The sequence below is a fragment of the Pseudoalteromonas sp. MBR-15 genome (assembly GCF_053628915.1).
The window spans coordinates 546,812-566,230 of sequence record NZ_JBRJHH010000001.1; the positions used below are offsets into that span (position 1 = coordinate 546,812).

Sequence of the window (19,419 nt, forward strand, 5' to 3'; positions counted from 1 at the left end):
ATTAAGATCATGTAAACCTTGTTTAAATTATAGTTAACTATACGGGCGAATAGTGTGGAGAAAACATGACGCAAAAAACCAAAAGACACAGCGATCCTGCGCTCGCAGAAGCTAGACGTAATCAAGTTCTTTGTGCTGCGGCAGATTGTTTTCGTCGCAAAGGTTATCATGGCGCTGGTATGGCTGAAATATCGAAAACAGCCGGTATGAGTGCAGGCCATATTTATAACTATTTTGCCAGTAAAGAAGCCATCATTGAGTCTATTGTCGAACGTGACATGGAAGAAATGTTCTCAATCTTTAGAGAGTTTGCAGACAAGCCAGGAGACCGTGTTTCGGTGTTATTGGATGGCCTTAATAGAGGAGTAGAGCGACACACAGATTTAAATCAAGGCGCCCTTGATTTAGAAATGCTTGCTGAAGCTGCACGCAACGAGAAAATTGCAAACCTTTTAAGAGAATCTGATGCTCATGCGCGTGATTCAATGCGCGAATTATTAATTGGTGAACGAGGTCCTTTACAAGGCACTGCACTGGATGAAATAAACGCACGCATCGAAGTCATGTTTTCAGTGATGGGCGGGTTGTTATTACGCAAAATGCTTAACCCTTCATTAGATACCGAGCAGTTAATAAAGGCATTAAGGCCTACCATGCAGACCTTATTATTGCCTTTCGAATAAAGGCATTTAGCCTTTATTCTCGTTTTTAAAAGCGCTCAATTGACCACTGTAAGGCTATAACAGCAATGGTTAATGAGCCCGCGGGCATCAGCCATTTACGATACCAATCACGATTCCTTAGACTGATTAATACCGGTAAACAGATAGCAAGTATCACAAGCTGACCTACTTCAACGCCTAAATTGAATGCCAGTATGCTCATTAATTGATAATCGCTTGATAAACCCAGTTCCCCTAAGACACTGGCAAAGCCCATTCCATGTAATAAACCAAATGCAAAAGTCACCCAGCCTAATCGAACGATTAATGGCCATATATTGTTTAACGCTGCAAAGAGAACAGAGAGCGCAATACCTAATTCAACCCAACGACTATTGGGTGATACTAATTCAAGGGCCGTGGCTGTCAAAGTAATGGAATGAGCAAGCGTAAAGGCGGTGACTATCCAGGCTGTGTCGACGGCAATTTTTTTCTTTGATTGGATCCCTTGCCACGTATTTTTGTCTCTCACAAGTACGCAGGTTAAAAGCAACGCCACTAAAAATAAAATATGATCAACACCCATCCAAATATGCAAAATACCTTGATACACATATTCAACAAATGTTTGACCATAACTTGTTTGAGAAAAATTAAGCGTTTGTTGCTGGTTATTCCGACTAAACACTCGACTTGTGTTATTGATTGCTGCGATGGCTTTGTGATTAGCATCAATCTGCATTATTGCATTGTAGCTGAGCGTCAGTGCTGATTGTTCAGGACAGTTAATTTGTAACGGAACATCGATATATGCTTGGTTAAAGTGGTTATCAAGTTTAAGTGACCCCTCAGCGCTTACCGTACAGGTGGCACCTGCTTGCTGAGCTGAAATATGATTAAGTAAGTACGACGCTATTGCAGCCTGTTTTGCGCTAATTTCCTGCCAAATAATCACGTTATCTTGGTTTAAATCAAAGGGAATAGCTTGCTCTATGTCTGCAACTGCAACTTGCCATGAGCCAGATAAAGACACGGTGTCGTTGCTGTCGCTTTGTAAGTTAATGTACGCTGTGCTTAGTTGGTGAGCAGACACATTAAAACTAGTAACAACGATTAAGAATGCAATTAAAATTATGTTTTTCATCGTAGTTATGTTCCTAATCGATATCGTTTGCTAATTTGAGTAACTGCTTATCGCTGTCCATTTTCGCGTGTTTCCAGTTAATATTTGCCCAATAGCGTGCTTTAGATTGATTTTCTTCAATTGTTAAATAGTACCAAGCAAGATCGCTGGCATGAAATAGATCTTGGCGTAATTCCCTTAAAACAATGCGCTCTTTTAATTTTAATCGCCATTTATTCGATTGATTATCGACCTTATATTTTTCTGCCTGTGCAAGACGCAGCAAAATGGCATCTTCAAGGTTGGCGCTATCGTCTAATAATGCACTCAGAGTCGATAATACGGTATCTAGATTATTCATTGCCAAGTGTGCATCAGCCCATAACACCACCAAACTCACTGGTGAGTTTTTTAAATTCACAGTCTCAAGATAATCAATTGTTTGCTCAGGCTTATTTAATCTAAAAGCCATCTCGGCAAGTACATGGCGGGTATTTAGACTCATCGTCTCTTTGCGAGCGATCTTTTTTAATGCCTGAAAACTTTCTTCAAGCTTACCCGTTTGACTTTGTGCATCTAAACTACATGTGGTCACAGTTTCAATACTTGCATGGCCAATTAAGTTTAAGCACTCAGACTTTGCGTCGTCGAACTTACCTTGCACCATTAATATGTTTGCTGTTAATAATGCGGCATTCACATGATGAGGACTTAGCTCTTTTACTCTGGCTAAAAAGGCTAAAGCCTCGTCAAATTGATGCTCGCGTTGTAGTACACGCGCATAATAATAAAGAATTTCGGGATCGTGGCTTGTATTGACTTGCTGTTCTAAGTAGCGTTTTAGGAGCCCTTGCTTACTTTCTGTTTGGCCCACGTATTGTGTTTGTTCAAATAACGTTGCAAGCTCTTGAAGTGTCAGGGTAGCAGCAAGAGGGGTGCTTGATGTGGCAATAACGTCGTTATCGTTTGGAATGTAAGGTTCTGCGTGAGCGAATGTGTTTACAAAAATAAACGACCAGATTAAATATTTCATTGTTGCTCCTTATAAAAGCCATCCATGGCCAAATTTCTAAACCTTAGTTTCCAGTAACTAAATCATCGAAGTTTGCTTCAGCACCGGTGTTTAAGAACACACGACCATTGAGGCGTAATGGTTCGTCAGAAGCAGCTTGATTAAATGCAGCACGGCCAATAGCAGCAAAATCAACCTGTAATGCTTCAATGGTAATACTGACAGTGGCAGTTACTTGGCTGTTTACACCGTCACTGACAGCAAATTCGAAGCTATCAGCGCCGGTGGTCTCTGCATTAGGGGTATAGGTATAGCTGCCATCACTTTGCACAACCACACTGCCTAATGTGGGCTCTGATACAAGACTGTAAGTAAGAGCATCACCTTCAGGGTCAGAACCCTCTAGCATGTCTTCGATAACAACCTCTGTTTGCGTTGTTACCATTGCATCAGTTGCACTGGGTGCTTTGTTAACAGGAACAGGCTTCATATTATCTTTGTCATCATTATCACTGTCATTACAGCCTGCAAGAACACCAGCCATAATCATCAGTGTGATTGTAGAGCGTTTTAAATTACGCATCGTAGCTCTCCTTATTTAGAACCAGCAATTGGAGTCGCAAGGTATGGGAAGCTCGCATCCATCATGGTTGCATCTAAAGGGGCACCATCTGTGAACGGTACATTACCTACACTCGCATCGTCTGATGTACATAAGCCTAAGTCGGTGTCAGTGCCATTTACTGGGATTGGGTAACACAAGCGGCCCATTACGACACGCAGTGCAATATCAACCACGTCATCACCTGGACGGCGACCATTAGGGAAACCTGCAAGGTCATCGCCCGCAACACCAAATGCTGATTGTTCAGTTTGCGGTGTTGCCGCAATCGCTGTATTTAGACGCAGCATTTCAGACGGTGTGACTGTGGCTAGTTGGTTTACACCTGGGAAGCCAGTTAAAAATGCAGTGACTAAATCATTACGAGGGAAATTAGTCGGCGCGAGTGTTTCAATATTTGTGCCTAAGGTACTGTTCACGGCATCTTTAAATAAGATGTTAAGCAGCTCAGGCAGTGATGGATGCGTTACATAATCAGCAAATTGACCATCGTCAGCAGGTGCAGAGGTAGAGAAGGTGTCTTTGTCTTTTAAGCCAATAACAAGTTCATTAACCAGTGGACTACCCAAACGTGATACTTGAGTTAATGCACCACCGTTAACCGCTGTTTTAGCAAATGACGCATTTGGATTTAAAATACGCGCTTGCGGAAGACTTGCTGTTGTCCAGCTACCAATCGTGCCATTACCTTCACCTGTCACACAGGCTTTAGGTACTTCAACAGCAATGGCTGTCACATTTTTCATTGCTAGGTCGTCATTATCAGCTGATTGTGTGATGCCACCAGGAAAACCACCGCCATCACCAGCACCCGGAGCACTATCACCTTCGACAGGGACATAATTTACAAGGTCAAAAGTTTTACCTAGGTTAACAACAAATGGGTCTTTACGTTGACCTACAAACACTTTACCCATACCGTCGCAGCCTGGGATTGCCACGCTGTAAATGTACTGGTCAGCGTATTCTTTGTAAGCACTCATTGATGAGAATGTTTTGTTACCAATGTAATCAAGCGGTTTGTAAAATTCATTACTGCTATTCATTGAATTGGTTAGCATTGTTTTAGAGCCAGTACGTTGTGGGCCTTTTACAATGCTCACTGTATATGACTCGCTAAAGTTAACCGCTGCATTATTACCGGCCGCTACACCGCCGACATTCTTTAATGGCACTGCAACCGTGCGTTGATTGCCTTCTGGGCCGACTGTTAAAGCAACACCCATGTTGTCATTAGGTAACATGCTTTTGAAATTAAAAGCAAAGGTCATATCTTCTACAGCATCACCGTCATTATCGATATGAATGCTGTAGGTTGCATCGGGGTCCATTGCAAAATAATTTGGACCGCCGTAAGCATCTTGAAGTGGAATATAGTTTGCGATGAACGTGACATAATCGCCACGGCCTTCTTCGTAACTATTAAACGCGTAAAAGTCTGTTGAGTCTAATGTTGGGAAGCGTGTGATGTTCGGTGCTTCTCGGTGACTAGATGCCTCTGTAGGCAAGCTGAACAGGGTACTACATACTACAATAGCAATTAGAGATGGAGTTACGTTCTTCATGACTTTTCCTTAGTTTTTAAATTAAGTCATAGTTAAATACGGGCGAAGAATTTAATTGGATGCAATAATTTGAAAATTTTTTAACAAAAATGCAAAAAGCCGTGCAATGCACGGCTTTTAGACTTAAAGAATAACCAATTCGGTGGTGTATAAGACCTCGGTCGGGGAGCCATTTGGCGATCCTCCCAAGGGTTCTAAGCTAACAGCTAGGAGTGCAATGTCATTCGCATTAAATTGGGCATTTTTAGGTAGCTCAATTCGGCCTGACTTGGGCAGTAGACCTAAGGATATGGGCGCTTCTTGCCCTTTTAAAATCATCCATAACTCATAATCTTTGTCTGTGCGTGGTATAAGTGCAGTCGATGCTTTAATTGCAAGGCTATCGTCTTGCACATCAATAAACCAAAGTGCAGATTCGGCTTGATTCTTAAAAAGTGCAATTTGTTGCGCTTGCGATGTAACCGACTCATGAGGCTGCCAAATAATAAGCGCAAGGACAATGCTCGCAGCGGTGGCAATAAGCGACCATGCTTGTAGTATCGTTGAGCGTGGCTTTTTGGTTTTTAATTGCAAAGGCACAACGTTAGGGTCGATACGACTGGCAATTTTTTCCCATACGGCTTCATCGGGTGGCACAGACTCAATTGAACTTGCTAAGTTATTGAGATGTTGCTCCCACATCCATGTTGCTTCTCTTGCACGGGTAGAGGTTAACATTAAACGAGCAAAACGGTCGCGAGCGGGGCCTCTTAATGTCCCCAGAACATACTCGGCTGCTAACATATCAATAAGTGTTTGGTTTTCATAATTCATAACGTTAGGCACCTTTGTAGTTGTTGTAACCCACGTCTGATCCAGCTTTTAACTGTGCCAAGAGGGGATGCAATGTGATCAACAAGCTCGTGATGAGTCAACCCTTTATAATAAGCCAAGTGAATTACTTGTCTTTGCTGTGGATCAAGTTGTTCGATACAGTCGACCAACTTTGAATCATCTTCGTAAGCAACTTGAATAGACGTTAAATCTTCTTGTTCTTGCTCATCAGTTAAGCTCTGTTCTTTACGCACTTTGTGGTGGCGTAATAAATCGAGGCAACGGTATCTGACTATGCTTATCATCCATGACATAACTGCCCCTTTTGATACTTGATAGTCACTGGCATTGTGCCAAATTTTTACAAAGGCATCTTGCAATACTTCTTCAGCCTGAGCCCGATTACCCAGCATTTTTAAGCTAATGGCAAATAACTTAGCGCTGGTTGATTTGTACAAACTTGCAAAGGCATTTTTGTCACCTTTCGCTGTTGCACTCAGTAACGCTAATAATTGATCGTTGTCCATAAAGTTCCTGTTTTTCTTGTTGTATAGAAGTAACGGTTTACTCACCGGTTTAGATGCACGAAACATTATTTTTAGAAAAAAGGATGTGAAATCAATGTTAACCCACCTCTTTTCTATTAATTAGGTTAGCAGGGATGTGCTTATTGGCAAATTTATAGGTTTCAAGTTATTCATAATGTGTAAGTTATTCATATGTTATTGAAAAAATGTCCTAAACTTATTTATATATAAATAGTAAATCTGCTAAGTTATTGATTTAAGGTATATCAAAAGGCGTGGTGTACTTTAAACTCTGGAGTGAAACTTGCTATGTATAAATAATTACAATAACAAGGAGTGATTATGTGGGCAGCATCAACCTATTTAGTTTTAGCCGTAGCGTTTATTATTGCTGCGTTGCGTGTAGATACGGTGTACTTTGCGCTATTTTTTTATTGGACAGCGCTTTCATTATTGTTAGTGAGCGCGGCTTATTTTTTTGATATCGCGCGAATATTCCGTAAACGTGAAAATGGCATTATTCCCATGTATATACGGTGGGCGTTTATTCCATTTTTACTTGGCGCACAACTTTATAACGCGTGGTCTAGAAAACACGATAAAGTGCCGCCACTTCAACAAATAAACGAGCATTTGTTTTTGGCTTGTCGATTATTTCCATCTGACATAGACAGTATGAAAGAAATGGGAATCACAGCCGTTTTAGATGTAACCTGTGAGTTTGATGGCTTAGAATGGTCGTCTACTCAAGAAAATATCCGTTATCTAAATATTCCAGTACTTGATCACAGCGTGCCAACACGCGCACAATTAAATCAAGCCATTAATTGGATACATCATCAGATTAAAGAAGACAGACGCGTTGTAGTGCATTGTGCATTAGGACGCGGTCGTTCCGTATTTGTTATGGCTGCTTATTTATTGAGTCAAAACAAAGATGCAGATGTGCACACGATACTTGAGCAAATTAAAGAAACACGTGAGACTGCAAATCTTAATAAACGTCAATTACGTCATTTAATAAGACGTCATAAAGCCGGTGATTTATTAATTAAAAATAAAGCTGTACTTATTGCTAACCCTGTATCGGGCACGAAATTATGGGAATCTAAAAATAAACAAATTACCGCCCGTTTATCACAGTACTACGATTTAACAGTACACACGACAACGGCCGAAATTAGTGGCATTGATTTAGCAAAAGAGGCCATTAAATCACAGCCCGATGTAATCATTGCATGTGGGGGAGATGGCACTGTGACAGAGGTTGCAAGTGTGTTAGTTGATACCCCTTGTAAATTAGGGATCATTCCATTAGGTACAGCAAATGCGTTAGCGCATGTTTTAATGGGCATTCGGTCAAAAATAATTCCTGTCGAACAAGCCTGTGAGCTCATTATTGAAGGGCAGGCGAGTCGTATTGATACCGCACTGTGTAATGGCGAACGTATGCTATTGCTTGTAGGGATAGGTTTTGAGCAAAAGATGATAGAAAAAGCGCATCGTGATGCAAAAAATGAATCGGGGCAATTGGCCTATTTACAAGGTTTTTGGCACGCGCTCGGCGAACATGAAGCACAAGATTACACTGTAAAACTTGATAATAATGAACCGCAGTCAATTCATACCACAAGCCTGATTATCGCCAACGCAGCACCGTTCACCACCCTGTTAGCGCAATCAGCAGGGCAGCCCGACCATAAAGATGGGTTACTAGATGTTAATTGGCTTACTCCAAGTGCAGACTCGAAAGCCAGTACCTTGAGTATTGCTGAATTGGTTTTTTCGAGCATTACTCAGACAAGTTTTGCAATTAACAGCCATCACACAAATGCTAAGCGTGTCTGTGTTACGGCAGAAAATGAATTAAGCTATGTAATTGATGGCGAGGTGAAAACAGCTGATGAAATCGTTGTAGAAATATCACCGAAATCGCTTTCGGTGATAATGGCAGAAGAATAATTATTTTTTAATGCTTTTCCACTGGAAAGTTGCCATATCGTCCTCTTGGGTATTGAAAAACGTATCGACATAAAGTTGCTCTACTTTTTCACGTGCCCAAGGCGTTTTACGTAAAAATTTTAAACTTGATTTTACACTGGGATCATTTTGAAAGCAGCGAACATCGACATGCGCAGCGAGGCCTTCCCAGCCAAATTTTTCTTGTAGCTTAGTGACGATATCGGCAAGTTTTACGCCATGCAAAGGATTATTAGGTTGATTATCCATACTAAATCTTAGGTTACTTATTACCGCGCAATAGTAACCTATCTCGTCACTAGATGCTAATTGACACGAATTGTTTTCGCCTGCTTAGGGTAAATAATATCGCCGTTTTCATTCAATCGATACCACATGAGATCACTATTAGACAGATGGTCTGTTTTTGTAGCGCATATAAGCATGCTGTTCGCTACAGCAATAATCGCACCCTCGGTATAGCGTTTATTTTCATACCAGCATACCTTTGCGTTGGTTAATGCACTGTCACCATCTAGCACCACTAACGGAGTGTCTTTCGCTGTTGCTATATGAGAAAACACTAAAAAAAATAATAAAAAGATTGAGATACGTGTAAGCAAATTTCACCCCGCAGTAGCAGTTTTTAATATCTTCACTAAGCTTAAGTCTATATGCTATAAAAACACAATGATGGAAATAATAAAAAGGTGAACATATGCAATTTGATAAAAATATGATTGACGAATTAACACTCCTCGCTAAATTCCCGCGAAACTCAAAAATGCAAGGTATTAAGATTCATTCTGATGCAGATTCTTCACTGATTGATGCAGCAAAGCGCTTATACGATAAAGGAATTACTGATAGCAGCGATGGAGGCTACCTAACCGATTTAGGTCTTGATTTAATAGAACATGTTACATTGATCCACTCGGCTTTAAAATAGCCACAACTGCTTAGATAAGCCTAAATCCCGCCCACATTTAGCCAGTTTATTATTAGTTTTTTGCTAATAGTCAACTGGCAAATTCACTAAACCATACTATCATTCAGTTTTCATTCATTTAAATTCATTTTATTTAAATAAAGGGACTCGTGATGAAAACGAATAAACTCAAACTTGCACTTCTAAGCAGTACAATTACTTTATTATTAGCTGGCTGTGGTTCGGACAATGATGAAAATGAACCTGAAGTCGTCGACACTCCCCCCGTCATTCAACTTGATAGCACTGCGAGTGTAAAAGAGGGTGAAAGCATAGAATTATCAGCAACGGTTACCGATGATAACGCGAGTATTAGCTACAACTGGGTACAAGATTCAGGCCCGAATATTACGCTAACGGGAGCAAACACAAACTCTATCAGCTTTATTGCGCCAGCACTTGATAACGACACAGAAGCTATGTTTACGCTTACGGCTACAGACTCAGCAGGCCAAGCTACATCAAAATCAATTACGGTGAGTTTGTTGAATAATGTTGCCCCTAAGGTCTCTGCAGACTTTGGCTCTGCACAAGAAAAGTCGATGGCGACACTCTCAGTAAATGCGACTGATGACGATGGCAGTATTAGCAGTTATAACTGGGAGCAAACAGCAGGGCCCACAGTTACGTTGAGCAGTGCGACTGAACAACAAGTGTCATTTACTTTACCAAGTGTTGCCGAAGATACCGAGCTTAAATTCAAAGTAACAGTTACAGATGATTCAGGCGATAGTACCGAATTAGAACAAAGTTTCATTATAGCGAGTATCGATAACACGTATACCTTAGCGGGTTCAATTACGGGTGATAAGTTTAGTAATGCGACCGTCAATGCAACTTTACTCGGTACTAATTACACACAAACGAGCGATGCTAACGGTGATTTTACGTTTACGTTTACTGTTGACGATGATGAAACGAATCTGTTTAGTCGTATTAATGCTATATCTGCGACTAATTCGAGTCTTGAATACAGTGCATTTGTTTCCGATTTAACTGCCAATGCCCAAGTACAAGCAGCACCCAAAATTAAGGCTAATTTTGCCCATGGTGATGAAGGCGCTAATACGGTAAGTTTAAGCGCTGTTTCTACGGCGTTAGTTGCGCTTATTACAGCGGCAAATGAGGGGATACCACCGGCTGACCTTGAAAGCTTTTCATTGGTAGAAAAAGGGGTTGATCCAGATGTGTTGATTGAAGCTGCAGCCGTCGTGAAATATGCGACCGAAAATGAAGTGACCCTTCCAGAAGGAACGGAAAATTTAATTGATCTTATTGAAAACCCAGACGCTTATAACGAGTTTGTCGCCGCTGTTGAGCAATCAAACCCAGGCGCAATCGAAAATGAAGTTGCAAAAATAATAGCAGATCCAGAGCTAACCCCACCTGTCGATGAATCATCTCTACCTGCTTACTATGTAAGAACATACCCTACAGCAACAGGGTTCCTTTCACGTGGTGGCCAGCAATACACATTTGAAGAAAACGGTATGGGCAAATATGTTCATAGTAGTGGCGCTGTTAATTACAATTGGGCACTTACTGAAGGTGTGATCACACTTGATTTTACTAGTGGTCAGGGCATTATCGGGTTCCTTTCTGTTGATGTCGGCGTTGCTGGGCTTTCTCAGCAACAAGTTGATGATCTTTTCAATGCAGGGATTTATCAAGTTGAAGTCACCTACTCACCTCAAACAGCGACACTTAAAAGGATTGTCGAAGGTGAGAGCATTGATAGTTATCGCTTAACAATGTCACAAACGGCTCAAATGACACCTATTTACTTGGGCGAAAATGTGATTGAAACACCTGAATTTAGCGTTTCAAATGAATCAGATGTCTCAATGAGAAAGCCATATTCAGGCTCTGACCTTGCGTTTAAAGCTGAAGATATGGGAGGCACTTGGGCAATACAACATTATCAAAGTGATAGTGATGATGGGGTTGTCGGATTTGTTTTAGACCCATACGTTTTTTCTGCTGATAATACGGGTAAATTACAAGATGCAGAGACAGCACTTCAATGGCAAATCGAAGAAGGTGTGCTTAAAGTTACTTTCCCTGATCAGCGATATCAAAAAAGCCGAATTATTGACCAGTTAGATGGTGATTTACAATTACTGAATGTTGCATACTCCGCAGAGGGCGCTGTTATCGCAACTGAAGTTATGTATGGCTTTAAGGTTGACGAAACGAGTGCAGCCGCCGTTGATGTAACAAATGAGCCCAGCAATTTCTGGCAGACTATGATAAATCAGTGGACAAAAGCAAACTGGAAAGATGGCAAACTAGAGTTTTATTTCGAAGGTAACAGCGATAATGGCTTTAATGTGTTTGGCTTTCAGTTAACAAAAACGGATAGTCGCCGTTTAAATCTAGTCAATGGCACCGAGCAAGATTATACCTTAGATGGCGTAAATGTAGGTTGGATGCAAGAATCTAGAGACGTCACGATTAATTATTTTGGTAATTTTTCATGCAGTGATGATATGTCTAAACCATGTCGCAAACGTGAATGGGAGATATTAAAATCTCAACCGGGTGTTGCCGGTGAACGATTATATGTAAAAGAAAAAGACTATTATTTGTTAGATGAAAATGGTTGGTACAATAGCCAAGGTGCGCCTTCTTTAGTGATTGCTCCACGGATTAATATCTATGAAACAATTCCTGAAAATTATTGGATGCCAGAGACGATGAAGTCGAGTGGATCACCTAGCTTGTTTAATACAACCAGCAGTTCAACAAACTATACGATACTTTCACCTAATAAAGATAAATCATCCGTTAACTAATCCTTGCAGCAAAAGGCCCGATTAAATCGGGCCTTTTAATTTATATTGAATCGGGTTGATTCTGCGGGGCTGCATCAATAAATGCATCAAGTGTATTACAGTGTTCATACACTGCGGCGATTTTTGGATATTTTTTCATATCAACGTTAAAACGCAGTGCATTAAATACTTGAGGCACTAAACAGACATCAGCTAAGGTTGGCTCATTCCCTACACAAAAACGATTACCCTCATCTAACATTTTTTCTATGCTGTCGAATCCGACCTCAACCCAATGCTTATACCAGGTGTTCTTAGCCTCATCATCGACACCAAGATCATTGGCTAAGTATTTTAAAACGCGTAAGTTATCAATTGGATGAATATCACAGGCTACGGCATAACAAAGGTTACGGATCTGTGCTTTTTGCCATGCATCACCCGTCAGTAAAGGGACTTCTGTATGGGTTTCTTCAAGCCATTCTAAAATAGCTAATGATTGCGCTAAAACCCCGTGTTCGGTTTCTAACGCTGGCAAAAGGCCTTGTGGGTTTTTTGCCAAATAGGCGTCGCTTTGCTGTTCCGATTTTAATAGATTTACGGTTACAAGTTCATGATCAATGTTTTTTAAATTAAGGGCGATACGAACGCGGTACGCCGCCGATGAACGAAAATAGCTATAAAGTTTCATTATACGTCCTGTTTACCTGTAAAGTGTTTTTTAATAGTTCGCCAACAATCTGTGTAGTTTGCTTGACGCTCTTTACCTTCAAGGGCATATTTTGTTGGTGAAATAACGTAACGTGATTCAAACATAAATGCGAGTGTATTTTCATAGCGTTGTGGCTGTAAATCTGCATTCGACGCTTTTTCAAATACATCAGCTTCAGGTCCATGTGGTGACATACAATTATGTAGACTTGAGCCGCCCGGTACAAAACCGTGCTCTTTGGCATCGTAAACACCTTCAATTAAGCCCATAAATTCACTCATAATATTGCGATGATAATAGGGTGGGCGGAAAGTGTTTTCTGCTACCATCCATCGTGGAGGGAAAATAGCAAAATCTATATTTGCGACACCCTCAGTACCTGAAGGTGACGTAAGGACAGTAAAAATTGATGGATCTGGGTGATCATAGCTTACGGTGTTCATGACATTGAAACGCGCTAAATCATATTTATAGGGTGCACTATTACCCGTCCATGCGACCACATCGAGTGGTGAATGACCTATATCACAACGGAACATGTTACCGTTAAATTTCGCAACTAATTCAAAGTGACCTTCGATATCTTCAAATGCAGCAACAGGGTAGTGGAAGTCACGGTCATTAGCGTAACCGTTTGCACCAACTGGACCACGCTCAGGCAATATGTACGCATGGCCATAGTTTTCACAAATATAACCCCGCGCAGTCTCCGTTAATAAATCAACTGCAAACTTAATGCCTCGTGGAATAACGGCAATTTCACCGGCACGCACTGTTAATTTGCCGCACTCAGTTCTAAGCAGTAGTTCGCCTTGTTGAGGAACAAACAACATCTCGCCATCTGCATTGTAAAAGTAACGGTTATCCATAGACTTGTTAGCAACATAAATATGAATACCAATACCTGTTTGTGCATTTGCGCTGCCATTTGCCGCCATTGTGACTAGACCGTCGATAAAGTCAGTCGGTTCTGTTGGAAAATCAATTGGATCCCAACGTAGCATCGTCGGTGGTGTTGGTACTTCGGTGATTGGTGCAGTGCGAATTAAACCATTATCAATTGCTGTATAGTCGCCTTGAACAACCGAAGGACGAATACGATAAAACCATGTTCTGCGATTATCTGCACGCGGAGCTGTAAAAGCCGTTGTGCTAAATTGCTCAGCGTATAAATCGTAGTTTACTTTTTGTGGGCTGAACTGACCAATTGGTAATGCACCCGGCAGTGCTTCGGTTTCAAATTCATTACCAAAGCCTGTCATATATTGTAATTCGTTGTTATTCATCACTAGACTCCTGAAAGGTTTTAGGTAAGATACTCTCATGTGAGAGTAAATTCAAATAGGATAGAATTTAACTCTGTAAATATTTTTTGACAGTAAAAAAGCCATGACAAAAGAGATGAAAGCGACATTTGATTTAAACAGTTTTCTGCCCTACACACTCAACAATATTGCAACGCAAATGAGTGAACAATTTAGTGAGCTATATCAAAGCCAATTTGACTTAACCGTGCCACAATGGCGCATTATTGCCAATCTAGCCCAATACGGTCAGCTAAGTGCAAAATCGTTATGTGATTTAGCACACATGGATAAGTCTACGGTATCAAGAGCGGTTAAACGCTTATTAGAAAGAGACATTATAAGCGCCCAATCTGATCCACTCGATAAAAGAGCAACCTTACTGTCATTAACACGTGATGGCAGCGATATGGTCGAAAAAATTAGTCCGGTGGCATTAGATTGGCAAGCAGAGATGCTAAAAGACATAGATGAACATGAATATGAAAACTTTATCTCAACGCTGAATAAAGTTTACGATAGCCTCAATAAAAATGTTTAATTCTGTAATCTTAGCGCTGCTACATATTGATTTAGTTAATCGATACGGATATGATAATCGATATCATTTACAATTAGAAATTTGGATGCTCTCCCTATGAAATTAGCGTTAAACACAATGAAGACTTTTGGCCTTAGCCTTGTATTAGCATCAGCATTTATTACGCAACCAGTATTGGCAAATGGCCCAATTGGCGAGCACGTTAATCACCTTAAAGCAAACTTAAAAGATTATTCTGATGATGTTGAGTGGATGATAGCAAAAGTGGATGCTTTAGTGACAGAGTATGAAAAAAATGGCGCTAAGGCTGTTAAAAGCGATGATTTAATTGAGTATTGGGAATCAGTGAAGTTTCACAGTGCCATCGAAACTAATTACGTTCCAGTTTATGCATCTATTTGGCAAAGCATTTATGGTATTAAAATGGCCATCGATGATAAAAAACCTGCAAGTGAAGTACGTCAACACCAGCAGGCACTAGATGCGGCTCTATGGCAGGGGCTAGGGGCTGTTAAATTAGCCGCTGATTTTCAACAAAAAGGCTTGTTGAAAGCGGTAAAAGCAACGGCCTCTGAAAACATGACGCAAAGCGCCACTATTGATGAAATTAAACATAAATTAGACCGCGTTGTCGCAAAATATGCCGAGCGTTTAAGCGACGAAGCGACTCAAATTGTACACGATACTTACCTTCACTTATTTGAAGGCGTAGAAGGTACTCTTATTGAAAAAGACGCAAAACTTGTGGAAGTACTTGAAAAAGATTTTAACGTCACACTTCCAAAAGCCATTTCAGACAAAAAAGACGTTGACCAAGTTAGAAATGTGGTTATTGATATGCAAGAAAAACTTGATCGCGCTAAAGTGCTATTAGAACAAGCTGAAAAGTCACGTAAGGATGTATTTTAGTGAAACGCAGAACCTTTATTCAAGGGCTGGCTGCGTTAGGGGTAGTGGGCAGCATGCCATTACCTCTTTCTCGTGCTTTTGCCGCAAGCCCAGTAAGCCCAATTTCAGTGAATGACCTACCAGCCCTAGAGGGCGATCTGACTTTATACCTAGGCCGTGGTGAAGGTGGTTTATACGAAAACGTATTGAAATCAATCGAAAAGAAAAATCCAAAACTTAACCTATCAATTCGTCGCGGGCCGACAGCAGCGCTTGGAAATATGATTGTTGCTGAAGCAAAAGCAGGCGTGAAACGGGCTGATTTATTTTGGGCTGTGGACTCAGGTGCAATTGGTTTAATTACTGATGCGGGACTCGCCAAACCGTTACCAGGCGATTTAGAATCGCAATTACAGCCGCAATTTCGCTACCCAGGTTGGGCACCCGTGACAGGGCGTATCCGCACCTTACCCTATAACACGAAGCGCCTCACCAAAGAGCAAATTCCAGATAGCATTATGGCGATAGCCGATAGCGATTTATCAATTGGCTGGGCACCCGCCTATGCATCATTCCAGTCATTTGTTACTGCAATGCGCATTCTTGAAGGCGATGATAAAACTGCTAAGTGGCTTAAAAAAGTCCAGAAACGTTCTAAAACGTATGCCGGTGAATTAGGTGTGGTGATGGCTGTTGAGCGTGGTGAGGTTGATATTGGTTTTGCTAATCACTATTACACACTTAGATTAAAGTCGGGCAAACCTGATGCAAATCTCGATCTTGCCTTCACAAATCAAGACGCGGGTTGCTTAGTTAATGCCTCGGGTGTTCTTTCATTAACTGATAACCCGAATGCAATGAACTTTATGCGCTATTTATTAAGTGCAGAAGTACAAAGCTACCTTGCTCGCGAAGCCTATGAAATTCCGCTTATTCAAGGGATTGAACAGCCTTCTGGCTTACCTGCTTTATCAGCAATATCACCACCGAAAGTTGATTTAACACAATTGGCAGATTTAAGGCCAACACTTGACCTTATGCGAAGTAGCGGTGTTCTATAATGCGCATACCTGCTTCATATCCTATGGCGCTGCTTGCAGCGCTTTTGGCGTTAGCGCCAGTTTATATTCTGATCACCTTAGCCAGTGATGCAACAGCTATTTTTGATAGTCATAATTTAAAAATTCTTGGTAACACCTTATCCCTCATGGTGTTAACCGTAATAGGTTCAATTTTAATTGGGGTTCCTCTGGCATTTATTAGTGCCTATGTGCAGCTTCCTTTTAAGAAGCTTTGGCTGGTGTTGTTTGCAGCGCCGCTTGCAATACCAAGCTATATCGGTGCATTTACGCTCTACGCAGCGTTTGGTCCAGGTGGTGAGATAAACCAGCTATTAGGGTTTGAAACCCCACCTATGTATGGATTAACAGGTGCAGCGATTGTGATGACGCTGTATACCTTTCCATTTGTAATGCTGACTACACGTTCATCATTGCTCAGTCTTGATGCAAGCATGGTTAACGCTGCACGCACCTTGGGTATGTCGATGACAATGAGTGTGTTTAGAGTCATATTACCGCGAGTAGTTAATGGGATTGCGGCCGGCTCTTTACTGGTCGCTCTGTATACGTTGTCGGACTTTGGTACGCCAGCTATGATGCGACTTGATACGTTTACCCGTGTGATTTATGTCGAATATAACGCGTTTGGTTTAAGTCGCGCGGCAATGTTATCACTGCAACTAATGGTAATTGTCGGCTTTTTATTGTTTATGGAGTCGCAAATAAAAACGGCCTCAGAGCGTCATGGTCGGCCATTAATGTTATTTCCAACGAATGGTCAAAAGTGCATGATGCTAGTAACTTTTGCACCCATTTTGATTTTGGCGATTTGCTTACCGCTCGGTATTTTTTGTGTGTGGTTAGCGCGTGATGGCTTTGCTAATTTTGACTTCGGTATTGCATGGAACTCAGCGTACGCCTCGGGGCTAGCTGCCATTGTTGCTGTAATAGTTGCTGTGCCCGTAGCGCATGCCGCACTGACCGGTAAAGCGGGACGTATTATGGAGCGCGTGACTTATTTTGGTTTTGGTATACCGGGTATCGTAATGGGAACTGCGCTGGTTTATGGTGGATTGCAATTACCAATGTTGTATCAAACTCTTGCTTTATTAGTCATTGCGTATGTATTACGTTTTTTACCGCTAGCAGTTGGTTCTGTACGCACCAGTACTGAGCACTTAGATTCAAGCTTGGTTAAGTCTGCAAGGGTGTTAGGAGCAAGTCCTCGTGAAGCATTTTTACGCATTACCTTGCCTTTAAGCTTACGTGGTATTATTGCCGGGGCTGCGCTTGTTTTCTTAGAATCGATGCGTGAGCTTGAGGCTACTTTGTTACTTGGCCCAACAGGGTTTGAAACCTTATCTACGTATTTATGGCGTGTTTATGAAGCGGGCTATTTTGGTCGCGCAGCGATTCCAGGTTTGCTTCTTGTCGTGATATCAGCGTGTGGTTTAGCTATAATGCTGTCCGGTGAAAAACGCAGTCAATTAGAACATTAAGGATCAGTTTAATGCTATCAGTTAGTAAGCTGTCTATCGATTATGGTAGCAATCGAGTGGTAAGTGATCTTAACTTGTCACTAGGCAAAAGTGAGATCCTCATGCTAGTTGGACCAACTGGCTGTGGTAAAAGTACAATATTACAAGCACTCGCAGGGCTTATCCCTATCAGCGAGGGTGAAATTAACTTAGGTTCGTGGCGTGCAACGCCAAAACAAAAAGTTCCGCCTGAAAAGCGTAAAGTGGGTATGGTGTTTCAAGACTTTGCGTTATTTCCGCATTTAACAGTGCAAGAAAATATTTGTTTTAGACTGACAGATTCAGCTAAAGGAGATCATTGGATTGCATTATTGGGTCTTGAAAAGTTTCGCAACAAGAAACCGACCACGTTATCAGGTGGTCAGAAGCAACGTGTTGCACTGGCACGTACACTTGCGCATGAACCAGATTTTGTTTTATTGGATGAACCCTTATCAAACCTTGACGCGGCATTAAAAGATACGTTGCGATGGGATATTCGCAATGCATTGAAAAAAGCGGGTGTTCCCGCTATTTGGGTTACGCATGATCAAGAAGAAGCATTATCTATTGGTGATAGAGTTGGTGTATTGAAAGAAGGGGTTATTCAACAACTCGACACACCAGAACGTTGTTTTAGTTTACCTAGTAATCGTTTTGTTGCTCGTTTCCTTGGTGAGGCAAGTTTTATTTCTGGAAAGTCGTTAGGTGATATCGCAACAACTGACCTAGGGAATGCACCTATTATTAAAATAGATCATGACTCAGCCGATGTTGATGTACTTTTGCGCCCTGATGATGTTCATCTTATTCAAAATGCCAGTTCAACCAATGGTAAGGTGACATGGGTGCGCTATGAAGGTGGCAGCCGTTTGTGTGCAGTGAAACTTGCATGTGATACGGTTGTGACAAGTCGCGTAAGCCACGAAGTGATTGTCCGCCCAGATGATGAAGTTCATGTGTCAATCAACACCACTCATCCCCTTGCAGTCTATGCAGTTTAAATAAATCATTTATGCAGGTCTTTAAGGCCTGCAACTTCTCTTTTCTATTCTATTTAATACTCATTCGCACCCATACTTAATCATTTTGATGGGTTAAACCGGTTGCTACTTAGGTAAAGATTTGTGATTTACCACTGCATGGATGCAGGAGGCAGTGCAATGCAGGAGCAATTGCCGAGAACACCTAAATAACGAAACTTTTGCCTTGTTATCAACGAGGCTTGTTGCCTCAGAATAGCCCATTTAATTAAGCGTAATGGTATAAGCTAATTGGTCTAAGCTTCTTTTACGCTCTTCAATTTATAAATTAGCAACTAGCAAGAATAACGTTTAAAACGTAAAAAGCC

At 41.2% G+C, this 19,419-nt stretch carries 19 protein-coding genes; 9 read left to right on the forward strand and 10 right to left on the reverse strand.

Annotated elements, in window-relative coordinates:
- Positions 1-65: 65 nt before the first annotated feature.
- Positions 66-683 carry a TetR/AcrR family transcriptional regulator gene (locus ACSSVW_RS02270; protein WP_065979145.1) on the forward strand — a complete coding sequence of 206 codons (618 nt, stop codon included), beginning with the start codon at positions 66-68 and terminating at the stop codon, positions 681-683.
- Between the two features lie 25 nt (positions 684-708).
- Here the strand turns inward: ACSSVW_RS02270 and ACSSVW_RS02275 are convergent, their stop codons facing one another.
- From ACSSVW_RS02275 to ACSSVW_RS02300, 6 genes are all read right to left on the reverse strand, one after another.
- The gene (locus tag ACSSVW_RS02275) at positions 709-1,806 is read right to left on the reverse strand and encodes a HupE/UreJ family protein (protein ID WP_074989142.1); all 1,098 of its coding nucleotides are present in this window, start codon (positions 1,804-1,806) and stop codon (positions 709-711) included.
- 13 nt (positions 1,807-1,819) lie between these two features.
- On the reverse strand, positions 1,820-2,818 hold the full coding sequence (locus tag ACSSVW_RS02280; protein ID WP_454178756.1) for a tetratricopeptide repeat protein: 999 nt from the start codon (positions 2,816-2,818) through the stop codon (positions 1,820-1,822).
- Between the two features lie 43 nt (positions 2,819-2,861).
- Positions 2,862-3,380 carry an Ig-like domain-containing protein gene (locus ACSSVW_RS02285; protein WP_454178757.1) on the reverse strand — a complete coding sequence of 173 codons (519 nt, stop codon included), beginning with the start codon at positions 3,378-3,380 and terminating at the stop codon, positions 2,862-2,864.
- 11 nt (positions 3,381-3,391) lie between these two features.
- Entirely contained in the window at positions 3,392-4,984 is a 1,593-nt protein-coding gene (locus ACSSVW_RS02290; protein ID WP_065979149.1) for a DUF4331 domain-containing protein, read from the reverse strand.
- A 123-nt stretch (positions 4,985-5,107) separates the two neighbouring features.
- The gene (locus ACSSVW_RS02295) at positions 5,108-5,797 is read right to left on the reverse strand and encodes an anti-sigma factor (RefSeq protein ID WP_036972750.1); all 690 of its coding nucleotides are present in this window, start codon (positions 5,795-5,797) and stop codon (positions 5,108-5,110) included.
- A complete protein-coding gene (locus tag ACSSVW_RS02300; RefSeq protein ID WP_036972749.1) occupies positions 5,794-6,324 on the reverse strand; it encodes a sigma-70 family RNA polymerase sigma factor in 531 nt (176 codons plus the stop codon). Before ACSSVW_RS02300 ends, ACSSVW_RS02295 begins: the two co-directional genes overlap by 4 nt.
- Positions 6,325-6,666: 342 nt before the next feature.
- On the opposite strand from ACSSVW_RS02300, the gene ACSSVW_RS02305 reads away from it, so the two are divergent.
- Positions 6,667-8,286 carry a diacylglycerol kinase family protein gene (locus ACSSVW_RS02305; RefSeq protein WP_421420567.1) on the forward strand — a complete coding sequence of 540 codons (1,620 nt, stop codon included), beginning with the start codon at positions 6,667-6,669 and terminating at the stop codon, positions 8,284-8,286.
- Here the strand turns inward: ACSSVW_RS02305 and ACSSVW_RS02310 are convergent, their stop codons facing one another.
- Positions 8,287-8,553, reverse strand: coding sequence for a VF530 family protein (locus ACSSVW_RS02310; RefSeq protein WP_036972744.1), 267 nt, complete (start codon positions 8,551-8,553; stop codon positions 8,287-8,289).
- A 56-nt stretch (positions 8,554-8,609) separates the two neighbouring features.
- The gene (locus tag ACSSVW_RS02315; protein WP_051501899.1) at positions 8,610-8,906 is read right to left on the reverse strand and encodes a DUF1496 domain-containing protein; all 297 of its coding nucleotides are present in this window, start codon (positions 8,904-8,906) and stop codon (positions 8,610-8,612) included.
- A 95-nt stretch (positions 8,907-9,001) separates the two neighbouring features.
- Here ACSSVW_RS02315 and ACSSVW_RS02320 point away from each other — a divergent pair, with 95 nt between their 5' ends.
- Positions 9,002-9,232: a TIGR02647 family protein gene (locus tag ACSSVW_RS02320; protein WP_036972742.1), complete on the forward strand. Its 231-nt coding sequence runs from the start codon at positions 9,002-9,004 to the stop codon at positions 9,230-9,232.
- 152 nt (positions 9,233-9,384) lie between these two features.
- A complete protein-coding gene (locus ACSSVW_RS02325) occupies positions 9,385-12,066 on the forward strand; it encodes a PKD domain-containing protein (protein WP_454178758.1) in 2,682 nt (893 codons plus the stop codon).
- Positions 12,067-12,106: 40 nt separating this feature from the next.
- On the opposite strand, the gene maiA is transcribed toward ACSSVW_RS02325, so the two are convergent.
- Together maiA and hmgA are read right to left on the reverse strand one after the other, a co-directional pair.
- Positions 12,107-12,736 (reverse strand): maleylacetoacetate isomerase, encoded by a 630-nt coding sequence (gene maiA, locus ACSSVW_RS02330; protein WP_180311845.1) that lies wholly within the window; start codon positions 12,734-12,736, stop codon positions 12,107-12,109.
- Positions 12,736-14,043: a homogentisate 1,2-dioxygenase gene (gene hmgA, locus ACSSVW_RS02335; RefSeq protein ID WP_036972736.1), complete on the reverse strand. Its 1,308-nt coding sequence runs from the start codon at positions 14,041-14,043 to the stop codon at positions 12,736-12,738. The genes maiA and hmgA overlap by 1 nt, the downstream gene beginning before the upstream one ends.
- A 103-nt stretch (positions 14,044-14,146) precedes the next feature.
- Between hmgA and ACSSVW_RS02340 the strand changes: the two genes are divergently transcribed.
- From ACSSVW_RS02340 to ACSSVW_RS02360, 5 genes are all read left to right on the forward strand, one after another.
- The gene (locus tag ACSSVW_RS02340; protein ID WP_230236330.1) at positions 14,147-14,602 is read left to right on the forward strand and encodes a MarR family winged helix-turn-helix transcriptional regulator; all 456 of its coding nucleotides are present in this window, start codon (positions 14,147-14,149) and stop codon (positions 14,600-14,602) included.
- Positions 14,603-14,698: 96 nt separating this feature from the next.
- Positions 14,699-15,511, forward strand: a complete 813-nt coding sequence (locus ACSSVW_RS02345) for a hypothetical protein (protein ID WP_454178759.1) — start codon at positions 14,699-14,701, stop codon at positions 15,509-15,511.
- Positions 15,511-16,551 (forward strand): extracellular solute-binding protein, encoded by a 1,041-nt coding sequence (locus ACSSVW_RS02350; RefSeq protein ID WP_118844956.1) that lies wholly within the window; start codon positions 15,511-15,513, stop codon positions 16,549-16,551. Before ACSSVW_RS02345 ends, ACSSVW_RS02350 begins: the two co-directional genes overlap by 1 nt.
- Complete coding sequence (locus tag ACSSVW_RS02355) at positions 16,551-18,050, forward strand: ABC transporter permease (RefSeq protein WP_454178760.1); 1,500 nt, start codon at positions 16,551-16,553, stop codon at positions 18,048-18,050. The genes ACSSVW_RS02350 and ACSSVW_RS02355 overlap by 1 nt, the downstream gene beginning before the upstream one ends.
- 11 nt (positions 18,051-18,061) lie before the next feature.
- The gene (locus ACSSVW_RS02360) at positions 18,062-19,072 is read left to right on the forward strand and encodes an ABC transporter ATP-binding protein (RefSeq protein ID WP_454178761.1); all 1,011 of its coding nucleotides are present in this window, start codon (positions 18,062-18,064) and stop codon (positions 19,070-19,072) included.
- The last annotated feature ends 347 nt before the right edge of the window (positions 19,073-19,419 follow it).